The organism is Bacteroides faecium (genome assembly GCF_012113595.1).
Classification (GTDB): Bacteria; Bacteroidota; Bacteroidia; order Bacteroidales; family Bacteroidaceae; genus Bacteroides; species Bacteroides faecium.
Genome location: NZ_CP050831.1, coordinates 6,081,020 through 6,100,221, shown reverse-complemented (window position 1 = coordinate 6,100,221; position 19,202 = coordinate 6,081,020). Strand labels below are relative to the sequence as shown.

9 protein-coding genes are annotated in these 19,202 nt (G+C 40.5%); 8 read left to right on the top strand and 1 reads right to left on the bottom strand.

The annotated features are described in order from the left end of the window. Window positions 1–2: 2 nt before the first annotated feature. Window positions 3–3,950, bottom strand: coding sequence for a hybrid sensor histidine kinase/response regulator transcription factor (locus BacF7301_RS23185; protein ID WP_167966570.1), 3,948 nt, complete (start codon window positions 3,948–3,950; stop codon window positions 3–5). A gap of 112 nt (window positions 3,951–4,062) precedes the next feature. Between BacF7301_RS23185 and BacF7301_RS23180 the strand changes: the two genes are divergently transcribed. The 8 genes from BacF7301_RS23180 (at window position 4,063) to BacF7301_RS23145 (ending at window position 19,114) form a co-directional block, all read left to right on the top strand. Beyond that, a complete protein-coding gene (locus tag BacF7301_RS23180) occupies window positions 4,063–5,493 on the top strand; it encodes a RapZ C-terminal domain-containing protein (protein ID WP_167966568.1) in 1,431 nt (476 codons plus the stop codon). 10 nt (window positions 5,494–5,503) lie between these two features. Continuing rightward, on the top strand, window positions 5,504–6,253 hold the full coding sequence (locus tag BacF7301_RS23175; RefSeq protein ID WP_167966566.1) for a nucleotidyltransferase family protein: 750 nt from the start codon (window positions 5,504–5,506) through the stop codon (window positions 6,251–6,253). 141 nt (window positions 6,254–6,394) lie between these two features. Continuing rightward, window positions 6,395–8,389, top strand: coding sequence for a hybrid sensor histidine kinase/response regulator (locus tag BacF7301_RS23170; RefSeq protein WP_167966564.1), 1,995 nt, complete (start codon window positions 6,395–6,397; stop codon window positions 8,387–8,389). Between the two features lie 660 nt (window positions 8,390–9,049). Further along, the gene (locus BacF7301_RS23165; RefSeq protein ID WP_167966563.1) at window positions 9,050–10,087 is read left to right on the top strand and encodes a PD-(D/E)XK nuclease family transposase; all 1,038 of its coding nucleotides are present in this window, start codon (window positions 9,050–9,052) and stop codon (window positions 10,085–10,087) included. A 285-nt stretch (window positions 10,088–10,372) separates the two neighbouring features. Then, the gene (locus tag BacF7301_RS23160) at window positions 10,373–12,055 is read left to right on the top strand and encodes a glycoside hydrolase family 18 protein (protein ID WP_167966561.1); all 1,683 of its coding nucleotides are present in this window, start codon (window positions 10,373–10,375) and stop codon (window positions 12,053–12,055) included. 30 nt (window positions 12,056–12,085) lie between these two features. Continuing rightward, window positions 12,086–15,418: a SusC/RagA family TonB-linked outer membrane protein gene (locus tag BacF7301_RS23155; protein ID WP_167966559.1), complete on the top strand. Its 3,333-nt coding sequence runs from the start codon at window positions 12,086–12,088 to the stop codon at window positions 15,416–15,418. A gap of 13 nt (window positions 15,419–15,431) precedes the next feature. Further along, window positions 15,432–17,258: a RagB/SusD family nutrient uptake outer membrane protein gene (locus BacF7301_RS23150; RefSeq protein WP_167966557.1), complete on the top strand. Its 1,827-nt coding sequence runs from the start codon at window positions 15,432–15,434 to the stop codon at window positions 17,256–17,258. Window positions 17,259–17,302: 44 nt separating this feature from the next. Then, window positions 17,303–19,114, top strand: a complete 1,812-nt coding sequence (locus BacF7301_RS23145; RefSeq protein WP_167966555.1) for a DUF5006 domain-containing protein — start codon at window positions 17,303–17,305, stop codon at window positions 19,112–19,114. Window positions 19,115–19,202: the final 88 nt, after the last annotated feature.

Sequence of the window (19,202 nt, the reverse complement as noted above, 5' to 3'; positions counted from 1 at the left end):
TGTTAGTCTTTTTTCCTTTCCTGTTTCCGCTTTTCCTTATACTGTGTCGGCGTTTCTCCCGTATATTGTTTGAAAGCCGTACTGAAATAGCGTGAAGTTGTAAATCCCACCTTCTCGGCGATTTCCGTAAACGACATTTCCGTACCGGTGATTAACGTTATCGCTTTTTCCATCCGGAATTTATTGATATAATCATTGGCTCCCATATCAGTCAGCGCTTTCAGCTTATTATAAAGCGAAGCCCGGCTCATACCTATCTCCTTACAGATAAAAGAGACATCTAAGCCACTGCTGTCCAAATTCTCCTGAATGATTTGATTCAGTTTCAACAGGAAAGTTTCGTCTGCCTGGCTGAACGTACTTTCTTCCGCTGCGGGGATTAATCCGGCATTCAGATATCTTTTCTTGGTAGATTCCCGGTTTTTCAGACGGTTGCGGACGATTTCCATCAACATCTCTATTTCGAAAGGCTTTGTCAGATAGCCGTCCGCTCCATTCTTGTATCCGCTCAACTGGCTTTGCTTATCATCTCTTGCCGTCAGAAGAATGATGGGAATATGACTGATAGTAATATCTTCCTTCATATTCTTACAAAGTTCGTATCCGTTCATTCTTGGCATCATCACGTCGCTGACAATAATATCCGGGGCATGGCTCTTGATAAGTTGCAGTGCTTCCACGCCGTCCGCGGCTATTATGATTCGCTTAAAGTATTCCCCTAATGATTTTTTCAGGAAATCCGTCAGGTCGGGATTATCATCCACTACCAGAATCGTGTAGGAAGTTGTATCGAAATTATTTTCATCCGGTATATTTTCATTCTTGTCATCACTAATCAGTTCGTTCAGATATGCTTTGGGCTGGCAGATAATTTCTTCGGTTCCCTGTTTCAGTGGCAGTTCGAAGAAGAAAGTAGCACCTGCTTCCTGGTTATTACGGGCACCGATGGAACCGCCGTGCAGCTCAACCAGAATTTTAGAATAAGATAGCCCGATTCCCGTTCCGCTTTGTTCGCCCGTTCCTTGGTAGAAGCGGGTAAAGAGCTTCCGGGTATCTACCTGCTGCAATCCGTTGCCCTGGTCGGCAATGGAGACACGTACTCTGCCTTCTTCGGGAAGTAATTCAGAAGTAATTGTAATTTCCGTATTTTCGGGGCTATGTTTCAGGGCGTTAATAAGCAGATTGCTTAAAATAGTCTCACACTTGTCCTTGTCGAAGCTGACAGTTTCAATCCGTGGGTCGAGTTCATAGCGGATTTGTACATTCTTGGCTTCACCCTCGCTGATAAAGTCCTGTGAAACGTGCTCAATCCATTGGTTGAATGGATGAGGCTGTATCTGCATTTTACTTTCTCCAACTTCCATTTTGCGTACATCAAGCACCATGTTTATCAAGTTCTTCATGCGTTGTGATTGTCTGTAAATAGCCTTCAACGGAAGATACTGATTGTCATCGGAAGAGAGCGATTTCAATATCCTGCTGAGTGGAGCGTGTATCAGTGTCAATGGAGTACGAAGTTCGTGGCTGATATTAATGAGAAAACGTACTTTCTCTTCATACACTTGTTGTTCGTGTTCCTTCATTGCCCATCTCAACTTTTCTTCTTTACGGTTCAATGCTCTTCGGAAAGTCTCTATAATGACAATAGCGATGAAAACTGCACAACTAAGGATGAACCACCACGTGCGATACCAGGGTGGAAGAATCGTCAGTTCAAGGACTTCCTGGCTGGGAATCCAGCTACCGTCCTTCGCGGTGCAGGAAGCCATGATTTTGTAACTTCCCGGTGGCAATGAGCGTATAGCCAGTTCTGGATTATAGGATTCGATTTGCTGGTCGTTCAGTCCCTCTATCTGATATTTATATACCTTTTGGCGGAAAATATCTTCCTCTTTCGACATAATCCGGATAGTAATATTACTGTTCCAGGGCGCGGAGATGCCTTTCGGGTTGCCGCTTAGCTCATCATTAACGGATTCGCCGTTGATAATAACATCCGACAACTGAAGTTGAGGGAGCTCGGATGTCGTCAAAGGAAGTTTGCTGTTGATATGCAGCAGACCTTTAACACCGCCCATATACACATCTCCCTGTATGCTTAATAATTGAGGTTTGGAAAGATATTCGTTTAGAATAACACCGTCTGACTCTCCGAAAAGAACAAACTTCTTTTCTTTAATCAACCAAGCGAATAACATACTGTCGGCCCCTATCCATACTTTTCCCTGCTGGTCACATACTATCAGGGTGATTTCGCCAAATAGGGAAGTCTGTATCGGAGTCTCTGTCTTTGTTACTGGATTATAATGTATCAGTCCGTAGTTGTTTCCAATCCAGAAATTTCCTTCTTCGTCCCGTGAGACGGAGTTGATGATTGTATCTTTCTGACAAGAATACAATGCTTTCAGCCGGTTTGTACGGTTATCCAGTTCATAGATATGTTTTGTATCACTTAGATAGGTATAATCTTGGTAATTGCCGATTGGCAGGAGAGCACCGATGATATCCTGTCCTTCCTGTTCTGTAGCGATGCTGAAAGTTTGCTCTTTCAGGTTGTACTTATAGATATGCTCCCCTAGAAATAGGATACTATGCGGTGTGTTTTGTAATAAATTCACGGCTTTTCCCCGGTTGCAGAGACGAGCGTTTGTTTCAGCATCGACAATGGTGAAAGGCTGTTTTTCTCCGGTTGCCGGATTGAAAATAAATACTCCCTGCGAGAAAAGGGAAATCAATAATTTGCCGGGAGTAAACGCGCAGATAGACGCCACCTTGTCTTCCCAGGTCGAAGGGTAATGGGTGAATTTCTCCGTAACCGGATTGAAACTGTTTATGCCGCCCCCGTCCGTACCTATCCATATTCGGTTTTGAGATTCCTGGAAAAGGCTCAGGACAGTAGCGTTGCTTAGTCCGCGGTCATTGCCGGGCAACACATCTTTATAGGTTTTCATGGAAACTTCCCGGATGCTGATTAACCCGTTGCGGATACTGCCTGCCCACATATTATTGTTCCGGTCGTTGTAAAGGCATAAGATAGAATTGGCGGGAAGCGAATAATTATCCCTTCCGGGGATATGTTCCAAAAGAGAAAAACGTCCCGTTTCCGGGTCGAGGATATTGATGCCGCCCCCGTCTGTTCCAATCCATATTTGCCCTTCCCGTTCGGCGAGACTTAATACAACATTGTTGCTTAGCGATGAATTACGGGTAGTATAGGTAGCCAGTAACTTGCCGTCACGGGTGAAACAATTCAATCCCCCGTTGTAAGGAGCCACCCATATCTTTTTTTGTGAGTCGATAAGGACGTTCATAATTTCTTTTCCGCAATCGAAAGGCGGGCGGATGCATTTTCCGGTCTTTAAGTCGAGCAGGAGCAAGCCTTGCCACCGGCTACAACAGAGCAGGGTGTGTTCATCCCAAAGACTCAGCAGGGTTACGTTGTAATTCGGTTCCAGGTCGAAAGATTGCAGGAGACGGAAAGAGGAATCCTGGTAATTATAGAAGAATATCTTGTTTTTCGAACCGAACAAGACTCCGTCTTTTGTCAGGCAAACAGAATAAACGATGATGTTATTTCCGGTTTCATTTGTCGGTATAAAGAAATCATCACTCTGCCGTTGATAGCGTGCCACTCCTTTGTCCGTCAGAATCCAGATGTTATTTTGTTCGTCTTCTATCATCTGATAGATTAAATTATGAGGAATGGAGTGAGGATTGTCAGCTTGATGAACGTATTTTTTAAGTTCATGTCCGTCATATCGTCCCAGTCCGGAGCGTGTTCCTATCCATATGAAGCCTTGTTCATCCGTCAGGATACACCGCACGGTAGACGGCAATCCGTCTTTCAGAGAGATTTGTTTATAGTAATAATGTCCGGCTTGAAGGGGGAGAATGCCGGCAAACTGTGTGATAAATGCTACGCATAGTAGTATAAAGATTCTTTTTTTCATGGAATCAGGTCAGTTTAACTGAAACAAAGATAATATATTCGGATGAATATTAGTTGAATCGGGACTCTTATTTTTGGTTTTTATCCCTATCTTTGCTCGAAAATATACGACTATGATTACCGAAGAACTACAGAAACTTTATCAGGCATATACGGGTGTTCCCGCTGAAAATATAACAGAATTACCCTCTTCCGGATCCAACCGCCGGTATTTCCGGCTGACGGGTGTGCAGACATTAATCGGAGTGTATGGAACTTCTGTCGATGAGAATGAAGCCTTTCTTTATATGGCAGGGCATTTCCGCAAAAACGGTCTGCCTATTCCCGAAGTTCATATCGTGTCGGAAGATAAAACCTATTATCTACAGGAAGATTTAGGTGACACGCTGCTGTTTCATGCTATTGAGAAAGGGCGTGCCACCAGTGTATTTTCTGAAGAAGAGAAAGAGTTGCTTCGCAAAACGATTCGTCTGCTTCCCGCTATTCAGTTTGCCGGAGCCGACGGGTTCGATTTTTCCCGTTGTTATCCTCAGCCGGAGTTCAACCAGCGTTCCATCCTTTGGGATTTGAATTATTTCAAATATTGTTTCCTTAAAGCTACCGGAATGGAGTTTCAGGAAGACAAACTGGAAGATGATTTCCAGAAAATGAGTGATGTCCTGCTGCGCAGTTCTTCCGCCACTTTCATGTATCGTGATTTTCAGAGCCGCAATGTGATGATAAAAGACGGGCAACCTTGGTTTATTGACTTCCAGGGCGGGCGCAAGGGGCCGTTCTATTATGATGTTGCTTCTTTCTTGTGGCAGGCCAAAGCGAAATATCCCGATAGTCTTCGCAAAGAACTTTTGCAGGAATACATAGAAGCCCTGCGCAAATACCAGCCGATTGACGAGTCTTATTTTTATAGCCAGCTTCGCCACTTTGTGCTTTTCCGTACCTTGCAGGTATTGGGAGCATACGGTTTCCGTGGTTATTTTGAGAAGAAGCCCCATTTTATTCAAAGTGTTCCTTATGCCATTGAGAATCTGCGTGAGCTGTTGAAGGAAGAATATCCTGAATATCCGTATCTCTGCAAAGTATTGCGTGAGCTTACCGGACTGAAACAGTTTACGGACGATTTGAAAAAGCGTCAACTGACAGTGAAAGTAATGAGCTTCGCCTATAAAAAAGGAATTCCTGAAGACCCGACAGGCAATGGCGGTGGTTATGTATTCGATTGTCGTGGCGTGAATAATCCTGGCAAGTATGAACGCTACAAACCTTTCACCGGACTGGATGAGCCGGTAATTACTTTCCTTGAAGAAGATGGAGAAATCCTTCATTTCCTCGATAATGTCTATGCTTTGGTGGATGCTTCCGTGAAACGTTATATGGAACGCGGATTCAGTAACTTGTCCGTTTGCTTCGGTTGTACCGGCGGGCAGCACCGTTCCGTATATTCGGCACAACATTTGGCGGAACGCCTGAATCAGAAGTTCGGAGTAAAAGTAGAACTGGTGCACCGCGAACAGAATATAGAGCGCACGTTCGAAGCAACCGTATAAAAAATATTGTATGAAAGCAATGATATTTGCAGCCGGTTTGGGTAGCCGACTGAAACCACTGACCGATACAATGCCCAAAGCCCTTGTTCCCATAGCCGGACGACCGATGTTGGAGCATGTAATATTGAAATTGAAAGCATCCGGTTTTACCGAAATAGTGATTAATATCCATCATTTCGGTGAGCAAATACTTGATTTCTTGAAAGAGAATGATAATTTTGGACTTACTATACATATCTCCGATGAACGTGACCAGTTGCTCGACACAGGGGGCGGAGTAAAGAAAGCCCGCACTTTTTTTGAGAATTCCAATGAACCTTTTCTTGTTCACAATGTAGATATTCTTTCGGATATTGACTTGAAAGAACTCTATGATTATCATTTGCAGAATGGTGGTGTCGCTACGTTATTAGCCAGCCAACGTAAAACTTCCCGTTATCTGCTTTTTGATACGGAGAAGAAACTTTGCGGATGGATTAATAAAGATACGGGGCAAGTGAAACCGGAAGGTTTCCAATATGACGAGTCGCTTTATCAGGAGTATGCATTCAGTGGTATCCATGTTCTTTCTCCTGCTATCTTTCAGTGGATGGATACTCCATGCTGGGAAGGTAAATTCTCTATTATGGATTTCTATCTTGCCACCTGTCGGCAAACGGACTTCTTTGGGTATCTGTCTGATGGACTCCACCTCATTGATATTGGCAAGCCGGAGACATTGGCTAAGGCAGAAGATTTTGTAAAAGGTTTGAACCTTTAAAATAGCCACGTATACTACCAAAGTGCTAGAGGGAGATACCTAAAGGGACTTTTCGACTTGTTTTTTATTGTAGTACGAAAGATTTATGTAAGTTTGCTTGGATAAACAGACAATATTGTTGAACTACATAAATTTTGTAGCATGAGAAATGAATCTCCCTTAGCTTTAATTAGTGGGGCAACTGATGGTTTATTGTATAATATCTTTGAGCACTTATCCGTAGGGCTGGAATTATATGATAAAAGTGGCTTCATGGTCGAAGTTAACCATACTGAATTACAATCAATGGGAATAAAAAACAGGGAAGATCTTCTAGGACGAAGCCTGTTCAACATCCCAAGTCTTTCTGACGAAGACAAGCAGCAAATAATGAATGGAGAAACCATACATCTCATGGCGGAGTATGATTTCGACAGGCTACGTAGTTGCTTTCCTACCTATCTGTCCGGTACCAAACATTTTGAAATTACGGTTTCTTCCGTATTCGGCGAAAACGGTAAGGTAACGAACTATCTGGTAATCACTCAAGATGTTACCGAACGTATTTTATGGCATCGTAAGTATGAAAACCTTTATGAGGATGCATTGCGTTCGAAAAAAGAACTAATCGAGAGTGAGCAGAAAATGATGGAACTGCTTCATCATAATGAATTGGTACTAAACAATACCAATTCCGGACTGGCGTACATTACTAACGATTATATTGTACAGTGGGAGAACGTGTCACTTTGCAGCAGAAGCCTTTCTTATGAGGCCTACAAAAAGGGCGAAGCTTGCTATAAGACTGCTCATAACCGGACTACTCCTTGTGAGAATTGCGTGATGCAGCGTGCCCGGAAATCCGGTCAGGTGGAGACTATCCAGTTTTTGCTCAATAATGAACACACCATCGAAGTGTTCGCTACTCCTGTATATAATGATTTGGGGGAGATAGAAGGCGTGGTTATCCGTGTGGATGATGTAACCGAACGTCAATTGATGATAGGTGAACTGGAAAAGGCAAGGAAACAGGCTGAACAATCGGATAAATTGAAATCCGCCTTTCTTGCGAATATGAGTCATGAGATTCGTACTCCGTTGAACGCGATTGTCGGTTTCTCAGATTTGTTGATGATAACTGACAATCCGGCTGAGAAAGAAGAATATAGTAAAATCATCAATACGAACAATGAGCTGCTATTGAAGTTGATAAATGACATACTGGACCTTTCTAAAATAGAAGCCGGATCGGTAGAGTTGAAGTATGAGGAGTTTGATTTGGCGGTTTATTTTGACGAACTGGCAACTTCCATGCAATGGCGTATTAAGAATCCTCAGGTCCGTCTGATTTCTGTTAATCCTTATACTGTCTGTATGGTAAAATTAGACAAGAAACGTTTTGCCCAAATCCTCACGAATTATGTGACAAACGCTATCAAATATACTCCGGAAGGAACTATCGAAATGGGGTATGAAAAGGTGGAAGACGGAATTCGTATCTATGTTCGTGACACAGGAATCGGAATTCCGGAAGATAAGAAAGATAAGGTTTTCTACCGGTTTGAGAAACTGGATGAGTTTGCCCAGGGTACAGGACTTGGACTGTCTATCTGTAAAGCTATCGTGGAAGCATGTGAAGGCAGTATCGGATTTGAGTCGGAATATGGAAAAGGCTCTTTCTTCTGGGCTGTTCTGCCTTGTATAGATGAACTGGACGAGGATGGTATGGTCATTTCCTTGCAGAAAAATGGAAGGAAGGTAAGAAAAGATGCTGCCGTGGCTGCCAACGAAGAAAAGGAAGAGCAGAAGACTATTCTGGTAGCAGAAGATATTCAAAGCAATTTTTCTTTAGTGTCTTCGCTGTTGAAAAATAGATGTAAACTATTGCATGCGCCAAATGGTCAGAAAGCTGTTGAAATAGTACAAAGCGAGCCGGTTGACCTTGTACTGATGGATATGAAAATGCCGATAATGGACGGACGTACTGCTACCGCTGAGATTCGGAAGTTCAATACCCGTATTCCGATTGTCGCGCTGACTGCCCATGCTTTTGAAGCTGACAGGGTAGCGGCTTTGGAAGTAGGTTGCGATGATTATTTGGTAAAACCTATTAACGGGGCAAAATTGATGCAGGCTTTGAAAGAGTATGGTTGTTGAGAGGGTTGATTAAAAATGTGCTGATCTGAAAAATTGTATATTATATCCTTCCAGTTTTTGATATACCTGTCATTTGTTGGTGATGAGGGAAAAAATGCTCTGCATTTTAGATGAAAGAATGCTGAGCTGTTTGTTGTCTTGAGTAATTCCTGTCTAAAAAACAGGCAATTCTTTCATTTTCTGTCTATATGCTTCCTGTTTGCTTGTATATAGTTTGTTTTGTCATTTTCTTTCTGTTCACATATAATGATGAACTAGCCTATAAACTGGCTTTTCTGAGGGCTTTTATGGCTTGGTCGGTAAGTATGGAATGCTTTCTCGGTGAGCAATGAGTCGTTCCTCGGTGAGGAACACACCCTTCCTCACCGAGGAAAATTGCTTATCGCTTTAAAGAAAACGCATATTCTCTGAAAATATATGCTATATTGTGGCGATAATGTGCATATATATGTGATAATATGGATAGTTTTATTTCTAGCTTACTTTGTTTTGTAGTCCTGCTTTCTGCCTTAATCTGAAAAATAGAACATTTTTCTTATTTGTTTTGAGGAATTGAGAGAGGGGCTACTTAATATAAAAGACTATAAATCCGTAAAGATTAGGATTGTTCCTCATATTTATGGATTTAAATAGTTACCTTTGCTATAAAAATAGAATATCATGTCCAAATACGTTAATCCTTTTACTGATATAGGATTTAAAATTATTTTTGGTCAGCCGGCCAGCAAAGATTTGCTCATCACTTTGTTGAACGAACTACTTGCAGGCGAACATCATATTACAGAACTTACTTTTCTCGATAAGGAAGATCATGCGGACAATGTGAGTGATAAAGGTATCATTTATGATCTTTATTGTCGTACAGCGAGTGGTGAGTATATTATTGTGGAGATGCAGAACCGTTGGCACAGTAATTTTCTGGATCGTACTCTTTATTATGTTTGTCGTGCTGTGAGCCGGCAGATAGAATCTCCTTCTTCAAAAGAAGTCCCTGTTCCTGAAGAGCCGATGACTGCAAGAGAACCACTTGTGGCTTATGGAAAACAATATAGACTACCTACTATATATGGAATCTTCCTGATGAATTTCAAAGAGGAAAACTTAGAGGCGAAATTCCGTACGGATACGGTTCTTTCCGACCGTGATACTGGGAAGATTGTCAATCCGCATCTCCGGCAAATTTATTTGCAATTTCCTTATTTCACTAAGGACTTGTCGGACTGCCATACATTATATGATAAATTAATTTATGCACTGAAGAATATGAGCAATTGGAACAGAATGCCGGGTGCTTTGAAAGAACAAGTGTTTGAACATCTGGCGAGATTGGCAGCAGTTGCCGATCTTTCGGAAGAAAACCGTATCGCTTATGATAAGGCGTTAGATCGGTATAGGGTCAATCAAATCGTAGAGGAGGATGAACGGCGTAGAAACGAAGAGATGCGAAGAAAAGCGGCTGAAGAAGGGATGCAAGCGGGTAAGAAAGAAGGAATGAAAGAAGGAATGAAAGAAGGAATGAAAGAAGGAATGAAAGAAGGAATAAAAGAAGGGATGAAAGAAGGGATGAAAGCTGGGTTGGAAAAGGGAGAGCAAAAGAAACAAATTGAAATTGCCCGGAAAATGAAAGAGGGTGGAATATCCATTGATATGATTATTCAATGTACAGGGCTTCAGTCTTCTGACATAGAAAACCTATAATATATATTCGTTGGAAAATTGTTGTAGTTGCATTAGTTTAAAATATAAAAGAGGCGGGAATATTCGGAAATGAATATTCCCGTTTTCTTTTTTTGATTCGTAAGATGTTCAAAGATGTCTGTGACACTATAATAAATCGATGAAATGGACGATTTTAGACAAAATTGGAAGAATCGTAGCTAAAATAGAACATTCCTTATCTTTAAGATAACCTACATTTGTTGCTGTCATTGTCAAATAAGGCAGTACATGATTAAATATAAGGTAATCTTAATTATTAAATTTATGAGAAACAAATTCCTATTCCTTTGTCTCTTCCTTTTTGGAACGTTGACAGCTTGTAAAGACACAAAATGGGTGGATGTTCCGACTGATACTCCCCCCGAAGGTGCAGTTACGGGAAAACCTGGTGAAGATGAACCGGATGATCCGGATGACCCAACTGAGATGGGCCTGATTAATTGCTCTTATATTCGTGGCGATTTTTATGATTCCGGTCGAATTTCCGGCAAAAGTATGGCTACCTGTAATGATTTGATTTTCTTGGCATGTCGTCCTTATGCTGATGGCAGTCTGGCTTTTGAACTACCTGATGCTAAATTGACGGGAAATGCTACCTATGCAGCGGAAAAAAGTGGTAAAAATGGTGTGTTATACTTTAATGGTAGTGCAACAATGAATGCAGGTGATGGTTTACTTCATTCACCGGATGGTCCTAGTAAGCAATTTACTTTTGGTACGTATATATATATAGATGAATGGGTAGCTGATGCTTATTTATTTAAAAAAGCTACAAGTTCAAAAACGATTGCAGCTTTACAACTAGGTGATGGGGCAGGAAAGGTGAAACTAACTGTTGGTGGTTTAAGTACCGAAATTACTAATGACAATTTAGCTACAGGAGGATGGCATTACATTGCTTTATCTTATAAAACATCTGAAATAAAACTTGATGTGGATAACAAGTCTGCAAAATTAACACCGCAAAACGGCAATACATTCCCCGAAGTACCCAACGACCGTGTTGATTTTATTGTTGGAGATAAATTTAAGGGCTATTTAGAAGAAACAACTGTTTGGAGTATATCTGCCGGCACATTAGGCAAAGACCCTATTACTTACCCTTCGGTTTGGAATAAAACAAAAGTACTTGCTTATTGGAAATATGATGAAGCGGGAAATCTTGGTAAAGATTCTCATTCATGGATAACTCGTTTGGAAGATATGCGTAAAGTTATGGGGACTCCGACTGGTACATCAAGATTCCGTTTAGGATGTGCCGGTGGTCAATGGAAAGATATGGTTAAAAATGAGGGAGCTTATACTAATTTCGCTAATAAGATTTGTGAGGTATTGGCTACTCATAATTTAGATGGAGTAGATCTTGACTTTGAATGGCCGGAAAATTCTAATGAAGGTACTGCATACAGTAAGGCAATTGTCGAAATGAGTAAAATATTCAAGAAGAATGCAAGAAAAGTATTCTTTACAGTTTCTATACACCCGTTTTGTATGAACAATTTGACTATTGATGCCTATAAAGCTACGGATTTTGTCTCTTTACAATGTTATGGTCCTGATACAGAGTATTATAATATTGATAGATTTAAACAAAAGGCAAATGAGGCAACTTCGATAATTCCTAAAAATAAATTAGTTTTGGGAGTACCTTTCCAAGGAACTACAGGAATTCCGGGAGAACAGAAGGGATATTTTGATTTTGCAAATAGTATTTCAGGTCCTGATCAAACACAGATTACCTATACTGATGGCAAAACATATACATTCGACGGTGTAAACGCCATTTATAACAAGACAAAATATGCTTGTGAAAACGGTTATGCCGGTGTCATGAGTTGGGATTTAGCAGTTGATGTAGATGTCACTGATGACAAATCTTTATTGAAAACCGTTCAAAAAGCAATCGAAGATTATATTTTTTCGTCCGGAACCAGTGAAACTGAATAATACAGAATCTAAATTATTAAATGTAATATTATGGAAAAAAAGAAGTTAATGAGAGAACAGAGACGTTTTGTTCTTCTTCTGATGCTCCTGTTGTCATTTCCTTTGGGTGTTTTAGCTCAGCAGAAAATGATAAAGGGACAGGTAGTAGACGATAGGGGAGATGCTATTATCGGTGCTACTGTCATGGTGAAAGGTATGAATGGGGGAACGATAACCGATATAGATGGTAATTTCTCTATTGCAGGAAAAGTGGGTAATACCCTTTCTATTACATACGTTGGCTATGCTCCACTGCAAGTAAAGATAACCAAACAGGAAGGTAACCGTTTTGTGATGAAGGAAGATGCAAAAGCACTTGACGAAGTTGTGGTGGTAGGTATGGATACTCAGAAAAGAAACACTATTACTGCCGCTGTGGCCACATTGAAAGATGATGCTATTGTCAATCGTCCTGTGACGGATGTAACCAGTGCTTTGCAAGGTAATATCGCCGGATTGAATTTTGCTTCGGATGCTGTAGCAGGTGGCGTCGGCGGTGAGTTGGGAGCTGATATCCAATTCAATATCCGTGGTGTCGGTTCTATCAATGGTGGCGAACCTTATGTATTGGTAGATGGCGTTGAACAGAGTATGCAGAATGTGAATCCTGCCGATATTGCCAGTATCAGTGTATTGAAAGATGCTTCTGCTTCTGCCGTATATGGTGCGCGCGCTGCCTACGGTGTGGTACTTGTTACTACAAAAAGCGGTAAAAAAGAAAAGGCAAGAGTGAGCTATCGCGGAACGGTTGGTTTTAGTTCGCCAATCAATATGCCGGAAATGATGAGTTCATTGGAATTTGCAGGTTATATAAATGAGCGTGCGGACAATATGGGAGTAGCTCATGTCGTTTCAGATAAAACAATTGGTAAAATGCAGGGATTTATGCAAAATCCTTATTCGGCAGAATTTCCGGGAGTGGACATCAATGCCAATGGTGACGACTGGGCGAGTACATATTATAACCAATATGCTAATACCGATTGGTTCCAATATTATTTCAAAGATAAATCTATCCGTCATTCTCATAACTTGAGTGTACAGGGAGGTTCTGATAAGATGAACTACTATATTGGTATGGGATATATTTATCAGGAAGGTTTGATGGACAAAGTACAGGATGATTTGAGTAAATATAACTTAAACACAAAGTTCCAGATAAATGCCAATAAATGGCTGCGCTTTAATTTGAATAATAATATAACGTTGCAGATGATTAAGCGTCCGATGGGAAATCAAATGATTTTCTATAATAATGTATCCAATCAATATCCAAATCAAGCGACCGAATTGCCTGTTGACTCTGAATATAATATTCCTGGTTGGAGTGAATTGATGTATTTGAAGAACTCCAATTACAATCAGAATCGTCTGTCTGATGCTTTGACTCTTTCTGCTACCGTCACACCTTTGGAAGGATGGAATATTGTTGGTGAGATGAAAATGCGTCTGGATGTGGAACATAATGATATGAAGTTGGTTCAGCCTTATTATGAAACTCCGCAAGGGAAGTATAAAAAAGGTGCTACCCAGAAACAAGGATATGCTTATCCGGGCATGAGTTGGAAAAATACTTATTTCGATTCTTATTCTCGCGGAAGTGTTTTTAATTACTATTTGTCTCCGAACATATCTTCTTCATATACTCATCAATGGGGAGGTCATTTCTTTAAAGCGATGGCAGGATTCCAGATGGAATTGAGAGAGGATTCTCAAGAAGCCATGTATAAGGATGGAGTGATGGACGACCAGATCTATTCATTTGAGAATGCCAGTGGAAATATAATGGTATCTGAAGCTCGTACACATTGGTCTACAATGGGTATGTATGCCCGTTTGAACTGGAACTATAACAACATTTATTTTCTGGAAGTCAGTGGACGTTATGATGGTTCTTCCCGTTTTGCCAAAGGAAACCGTTGGGGATTTTTCCCTTCCTTTTCTGCTGGTTATGATATAGCTCGTACCGATTATTTCAAAGCGTTGGATTTACCTGTATCACAATTGAAAGTACGTGTTTCTTATGGACGTTTGGGCAATCAGAACGGTGCCGGACTTTATGATTATCGTTCTTTTATTGAGTTGGATGCTTCTTCACAGAATGCATGGATTTTGCCGGGAGTTTCTGATACTCCTTCCAGAGGTACGATTGTAAAGACCCCTAAGTTGATTAGCCCGTATATTACATGGGAAAAAGTAGACAACGCCAATCTGGGTATTGATTTGATGTTGCTCAAGAATCGTTTGTCTATAACTGCTGATATTTATCAACGTACTACCCGCGATATGATTGGTCCGGCTGAGGCTTTACCGGGTATTAGCGGAGTATTACCTACTGACCGTGCGAAGGTGAACAATGCAACTTTGAGAAACAGAGGATGGGAACTTTCGGTTAACTGGAACGATAAGTTGAAATGTGGTTTTAGCTATGGCATTGGTTTCAATGTATTCAATTACAAGGCTGTAGTGACCAAGTATAACAATCCAAGTGGAACTATTTATAATAATCACACAGGATATGCTGCCAATAAAGGATATTATGAAGGAATGGACGTAGGAGAAATTTGGGGATACCAGGCTGATGATTTATTTTTGTCTAACCGCGAAATTGATGAATATCTCAGACATACGGACTTGTCCGCTTTTAAGGCAGCGGATCAATGGCGTCGGGGTGATTTGAAATATTTGGATATTAATGGTGATGGTAAAGTGAATGCCGGTGACGGTACGTTAGCTAACCGTGGAGATTTAAAAGTTATAGGTAATACTACTCCTAAATATTCATTCGGTATTAATCTGAATCTTGGCTATAAAGGATTTGAAGTGTCAACTCTGTTGCAGGGTGTTGCTAAACGGGATTTCCCGATTTCCGGCAGTACTTATATGTTTGGCGGACAGAACTTTTTCAAAGAACACTTGGATCATTTCACAACACAGAATCCGAATGGTTATTTGCCTCGCCTGACTGATTGGAAAGATAATACGGATTATGTGGTGAATACAGGTTATAATACAACCCGTTATTTGTTGAATGCAGCTTATATGCGTATGAAGAATTTAACAGTATCTTATAATTTCAGTCGTAAATTGCTGAAAAATATCGGGCTGGAAAATTTGAAAGTATATTTCACTTGTGATAACTTGTTTACTATTACAAAGTTGCCGGGACAGTTTGATCCGGAAACATTGAATCAGGTCAATATGATGGCTGGTGGTAGTAATGAGCAGTCTCCGGGTTTGACTTCTCCATTGAAACAAAATGGTAACGGAAAGGTATATCCGATGAACAGGAACTTCGTTTTTGGACTTGATTTCACATTTTAATAAGGGATAAGCAATGAAAAAACTATATATATTATTTATTCTTGCGGGTGCTTTCTTGTCTGCATGCTCGGATTTTTTAGAAAAAGCGCCTATTACTTCACCGGAAAGTGGAGGCTATCTGGCCAGTGAAGAACATTTGACCAGCTATGTAAACTTCTTATATACAGGACTTCCTACTTTGGAAACTTATGGTATGGGTGTTTTCGGTGAAGAGAAAAACAGTGACAACATCCTTGCGCAGAACTATGAAAGGCGCTTGAATGGGGAATTGCAGGAAAGTAATGGTGGCTCAAAAGAATGGGAAAAAGGCTATAAGGGGTTGCGTGATGCCAATTATTGTCTTCATAACTATGCAGTTCCTGAAATGAATGAGACGGACAAAATCTTGTCTTTAAAAGGAGAAGTTTACTTTTTCCGTGCCTATTGGCATTTCTATTTACTGACTCGTTTTGGCAGTATTCCTATTATGGACGATCTTTGGGATGAACATGCTACCGCCCAAGGTCTGCAAGTTCCGGCTACAGATCGCGGAAAAGTGGCAAAGTTTATCCTTGAGGATTTGGATACGGCAAAAAAATTACTATATCCACGCAGTAAGTACAAAGGATTGAGAGTTAGTCAGGAAGCAGCTCTTATTTTGGCTATGAGAGTAGCTTTGTATGAAGGCTCTTGGGAGAAATATCATGCCGGTACTGATTTTGCCGCTGCAACGAATGCATCTACAGAGTTCTTTCAGACTGTAATAACTTTGGGAGATGAACTGTTTACTAAAGGATTGAAATTAAACAAGAAAGAGAATGATCCTTTCAACGCAAAAGATGGTGGTGAAGCGTTTGCACATTTGTTTAACCAGTATGATTTATCCGATATATCAGAAGCTGTTTTCTGGAAGAAATATTCGATATCAGGCGGTTTGACACATGGATTATCCGCCTTATTATCTCAAGGCACCGTAGATAACTCTGGTCCTGCTGGTTTATCACAATCATTGGTTGATAATTATTTGTATGATACAGGTCTCCCTATTGATCCGGCAGATGATAAATTTAAGGACTTCAATCGTACATTTGAAGGACGTGATCTTCGTTTGATACAAACTGTGATGCATAGTGACTGCCGCTTCAAGGCTGATAGCGACTCGAAGCCAATGAAGGTTGAGATTCGTACAGATGAAAATAAGGATGAAGTTGTTCCGCCTTATCTTTTGGCAGGTGACAATCAGCGTAGTATTACCGGTTACCATATTCGTTTGGGACTAGATCCATTGTTTAATAAAGACAAAAAGGGCGGTGAGACTGCATTACCAATCATTCGTTATGCAGAAGCACTGTTAGCTTATGCGGAAGCTGCCGCTGAGTTAGGCAATGGGACTTGTGAAGCATCAATATTAGAGAAAACTTTGCAGCCATTACGTGAACGGGCAGGAGTGACTTATGTTGCCCCAACTGAGATAGATCCTAATTATCCTGTATTCAGTGATCAATATACTCTGACTCCTATATTGCAGGAAATTCGTCGTGAGAGACGCGCGGAACTGGCATTACAAGGTTTCCGTCTTGATGATTTGATGCGTTGGAGAGCTGGTAAGTTAATTCAGAATCAACGGGGTAAAGGTGCTTACTTAGGTAAAGAAGGTGTATTGTATCGTGCATTTAGTACAGATCAAGCCGATGAACTGGATAAGATAACATTGACTGCGGACAAATGGATGGATCCTTTGGCAGAATGGCTTCCGGCAGGATACCAGTTCAATACGGATCGCGACTATCTGTTGCCGATTCCTTTGAACGAAATCAACTTGAACGAGCAGTTGCATCAGAACCCGGGATGGCGCAAATAACAAACAATAGAATCTGTTTTAATGATGATTAATTTAGAAAGAATATGAAAAGACTATTATATAAGATACTTCCGGCTTGCTTGCTGGCTATCGGTTTGCAAGGATGTGACGATGAGACTCGTTACAATCCGTTGCCGGAGGCGGTGCCTTTGACAATGACTGTCAATGGTCAGGCATTCGCAATGGGTGAACATTTGAAGGTAGACATTGAAGTAAATAAAGACGCAGATGGGAATGAAGTGAACCCCAATGAAGACTTTGATATTTACTTTACTGCTAAATCCGGTAATGAGGATGTTTCCAACTTGTTTGATCCCTTTAGTAGTATTGTGACTTTCCCAAAGGGAGAAACAAAAATACAAGTAGATTTTCCTGTAAAAAAGGAAGGATTGAAAGGGCATAAGAATTTAAACTTTGTGGCTTTTGCACGTGGATATAAAATGGCAAAATCCAGTGCGGTTATCAAGGTCTCTGATTATTACCGTATTACGATGTCATTGGAGAATAATCTGGATAATGTAGTGTTGGATGGTGGAAAGTGTGTATTAGTAGCTCAGATAGATAAGCCAAGATCTATTCCTATCAGGGTTACAATTGAACCCAAAGAGGACGAAACATCATTTTTTGCAGGCTTGCCTTCCAGTCTGATTATTCCGGCAGGAGCATCAAGTGTAAAGAGTGATGAAATTACCCTTAGTTTGAATGGGGCGGCAATCAAAAGCAAGGAACTGACATTGAATTTTGAAAGTTCATCAAAAGATAACCCAATGACAGAAGAGGCTATGGCGATTACATTGAAAGGAATTGATGATCCTAATCTGTATGATCCGACAAAAGTATATGCTAATCCGGAACAAATTTTTGTATCATCGACGAATAAGGATGCTGTGATGAAATGGGATTGGGGAAAGACAGCTCCTTATTATGATATGAAAGCGGATAATGTACATCCAACAGTCGATTTGTCTACTTGGAAGTTTATTAATGCGATCGAGTTCCACAAGATTGATGCTTCGTTTTGGGGTAGTAATCCGAGTAAAACTCCATGGTCGTTGTCTGATACAAACGATAAGCCTTCACAGCTTTATCAAGCTGTAGATAATACAAGATTCTCGAAAATTACAAATGAAGGAATACTGAAAATGTGGGCGGAATATGGAGATTTTGCATGGACAAGTGTCAGTGGTAGAAGTACTTATGGTGCTGCAGGCTATTACAGCTGTAATTTTGATAAGAATAATACTGCTGCTCCTCAGTTTGTACGGATTTATCCGGGTATAAGAATTGAATTTAGAGTTCGTCTTGGGGGAGTGAGAGATGGATTTATTCCTTGGATTGCCTTGAAAGACCCTAAAGATGGTTATCGGTTTATGAATAAAAAAGAAGTCGATATTCTTAGAAATGAAAAAGGTAATGTAATAACACAATCTATATATTCAACGACAAATCAGATTGAATTTTCTAAGAAAACGTCTATGCCTACTGCAGGAGAATGGAATATATATTGGGCAGAAGTGGAAGATACAGAAATCAGAATAGGTATCAATGGTACTACAACAGTAACTTTGAAGAAAGAAGATGCTTCTTCATGGCCTTTTGATAAAGAATCGTTCACACAGAATGCTAATGGTTCGTATATGGGCTTTGATATTGTGATGCGTTTATCTCCTTCAGCAGAACGTGATGCTGGTACTCCTGTTGAAGGTTGGGATACTGTATTGAAGAGTATTACTGATTATCAGAATGACGATAGGACTCCACGTATGGAAATTGACTGGATTCGTTTTTATAAAAAGGATGGTGTTTATAAGTGGGATAAAAATACTGAACCGGTTTCGGGTAAGGTCTTTTATTAGAAACTATTTTCTATAAGGGAAATGAAATTATGACCCAAAGTTGTTTTTTCTAAATATGAAGTTTCTCTAAATTGGAGGAAAGGAACTA

Coding starts and splice junctions, on each gene's coding strand:
- BacF7301_RS23160 (WP_167966561.1), top strand. CDS start 10,373: ATGAGAAACAAATTCCTATTCCTTTGTCTCTTCCTTTTTGGAACGTTG.
- BacF7301_RS23150 (WP_167966557.1), top strand. CDS start 15,432: ATGAAAAAACTATATATATTATTTATTCTTGCGGGTGCTTTCTTGTCT.
- BacF7301_RS23155 (WP_167966559.1), top strand. CDS start 12,086: ATGGAAAAAAAGAAGTTAATGAGAGAACAGAGACGTTTTGTTCTTCTT.
- BacF7301_RS23180 (WP_167966568.1), top strand. CDS start 4,063: ATGATTACCGAAGAACTACAGAAACTTTATCAGGCATATACGGGTGTT.
- BacF7301_RS23185 (WP_167966570.1), bottom strand. CDS start 3,950: ATGAAAAAAAGAATCTTTATACTACTATGCGTAGCATTTATCACACAG.
- BacF7301_RS23170 (WP_167966564.1), top strand. CDS start 6,395: ATGAGAAATGAATCTCCCTTAGCTTTAATTAGTGGGGCAACTGATGGT.
- BacF7301_RS23175 (WP_167966566.1), top strand. CDS start 5,504: ATGAAAGCAATGATATTTGCAGCCGGTTTGGGTAGCCGACTGAAACCA.
- BacF7301_RS23145 (WP_167966555.1), top strand. CDS start 17,303: ATGAAAAGACTATTATATAAGATACTTCCGGCTTGCTTGCTGGCTATC.
- BacF7301_RS23165 (WP_167966563.1), top strand. CDS start 9,050: ATGTCCAAATACGTTAATCCTTTTACTGATATAGGATTTAAAATTATT.